The organism is Methylobacterium soli (genome assembly GCF_008806385.1).
In the GTDB taxonomy this organism is placed as follows: Bacteria; Pseudomonadota; Alphaproteobacteria; order Rhizobiales; family Beijerinckiaceae; genus Methylobacterium; species Methylobacterium soli.
Map to the genome: position 1 here is coordinate 1 of NZ_VZZK01000101.1, position 1,956 is coordinate 1,956.

The following is a 1,956-nucleotide window of genomic DNA, read 5'->3' on the forward strand; positions in this document are numbered from 1 at the left end:
CCCGCCGCCTCCATGGCGGCGATCTTGTCCTCCGCCCCGCCCTTGCCGCCCGAGATGATCGCCCCCGCATGGCCCATGCGCCGGCCCGGCGGCGCCGTGCGGCCCGCGATGAAGCCCACCATCGGCTTCGACCGGCCCCGCCGGGCCTCGTCCGCCAGGAACTGCGCCGCCTCCTCCTCCGCCGAGCCCCCGATCTCCCCGATCATCACGATCGACTCGGTCTTCGGGTCGGACAGGAACAGTTCCAGCACGTCGATGAACTCCGTGCCCTTCACCGGATCGCCCCCGATCCCCACCGCCGTCGTCTGGCCCAGACCCGCCTGCGAGGTCTGGAACACCGCCTCGTAGGTCAGCGTGCCCGAGCGCGACACGATCCCGACCGAGCCCGGACGGAAGATGTTGGCCGGCATGATCCCGATCTTGCTCGCCCCCGCCGTCACGATCCCGGGGCAGTTCGGACCCACCAGACGCGAGCGCGAGCCCACCAGCGCCCGCTTCACCCGCACCATGTCGAGCACCGGGATGCCCTCCGTGATGCACACGATCAGCGGGATCTCGGCCGCCACCGCCTCGCAGATCGCGTCCGCCGCCCCCGGCGGCGGCACGTAGACCACCGAAGCCTCCGCCCCCGTGGCCTCGCGCGCCTCCGCCACCGTGTCGAAGACCGGCAGGTTGAGGTGCTTGGAGCCGCCCTTCCCGGGCGAGGTGCCGCCGACCATCCGGGTGCCGTAGGCGATGGCCTGCTCCGAGTGGAAGGTGCCGTTCTTGCCCGTGAAGCCCTGGCAGATGACCTTCGTGTTCTGATCGATCAGGATGGACATCTCAGGCTCCCTTCACGGCCGCGACGATCTTCTGGGCCGCGTCGTCCAGGTCGTCGGCCGGGATCACGTTCAGGCCCGAGCCGCGGATGATGGCCTTGCCCTCCTCCACGTTCGTGCCCTCCAGGCGCACCACCAGCGGCACCGTCAGCCCCACCGTCTTCACCGCCGCGATCACCCCGCGCGCGATCACGTCGCACTTCATGATCCCGCCGAAGATGTTGACCAGGATGCCCCGCACGTTCGGGTCGGCCGTGATGATCTTGAAGGCCGCCGTCACCTTCTCCTCGCTGGCGCCCCCGCCGACATCCAGGAAGTTGGCCGGGCTCTCGCCGTAGAGCTTGATGATGTCGAGCGTGGCCATCGCCAGACCCGCCCCGTTGACCATGCAGCCGATCGTGCCCTCGAGCGCGATGTAGGCGAGGTCGTACTTGGAGGCCTCGATCTCCTTGGCGTCCTCCTCGGTCTCGTCGCGCAGGGCCAGGATGTCGGGATGGCGGTAGAGCGCGTTCGAATCGAAGGCGATCTTGGCGTCCAGGCACTGGAGATGCCCGTCGCCGGTGAGCACCAGCGGGTTGATCTCCAGCATGCTCATGTCCTTGGCGGTGAACGCCTGGTAGAGCCTGGTCGTCAGATCCCCCGCCTGCTTGGCCTGCGCCCCCGTCAGCCCGAGGGCGCGCGCCACCGCCCGCCCGTGATGGGGCATGATCCCGGTGGCCGGGTCGACCGCGATGGTGTGGATCTTCTCGGGCGTGTCGTGGGCCACCGCCTCGATGTCCATGCCGCCCTCCGTCGAGACCACGAAGGCCAGGCCCCCGGTCTCGCGGTCGACCAGCATCGAGAGGTAGAACTCGGCCGCGATCTGCGCCCCCTCCTCGATGTAGAGGCGGTTGACCTGCTTGCCGGCCGGCCCGGTCTGGACCGTCACCAGCGTCTGGCCCAGCATCGCGGCGGCGTTCTCGGCCACCTCCGCCACGGACTTGACCACCCGCACGCCGCCCTTGGCGCCCGGCGCCGCGTTCAGGAAGCTGCCCTTGCCCCGCCCGCCCGCGTGAATCTGGCTCTTGACCACCCAGACCGGACCCCCGAGCTCACGCGCCGCCGCCTCCGCCGCCGACGCCTCGAAGATCGCAACGCC

General features: G+C 70.1%; 2 protein-coding genes. Both read right to left on the reverse strand.

Annotated elements, in window-relative coordinates; genetic code table 11:
• Positions 1-821, reverse strand: an 821-nt coding sequence (gene sucD, locus F6X53_RS31955) for a succinate--CoA ligase subunit alpha (RefSeq protein ID WP_151005947.1), incomplete at its 3' end; no start/stop codon positions are given.
• A gap of 1 nt (position 822) precedes the next feature.
• The coding region (sucC, locus tag F6X53_RS31960) for an ADP-forming succinate--CoA ligase subunit beta (protein ID WP_151005949.1) at positions 823-1,956 on the reverse strand (1,134 nt) is incomplete at its 5' end.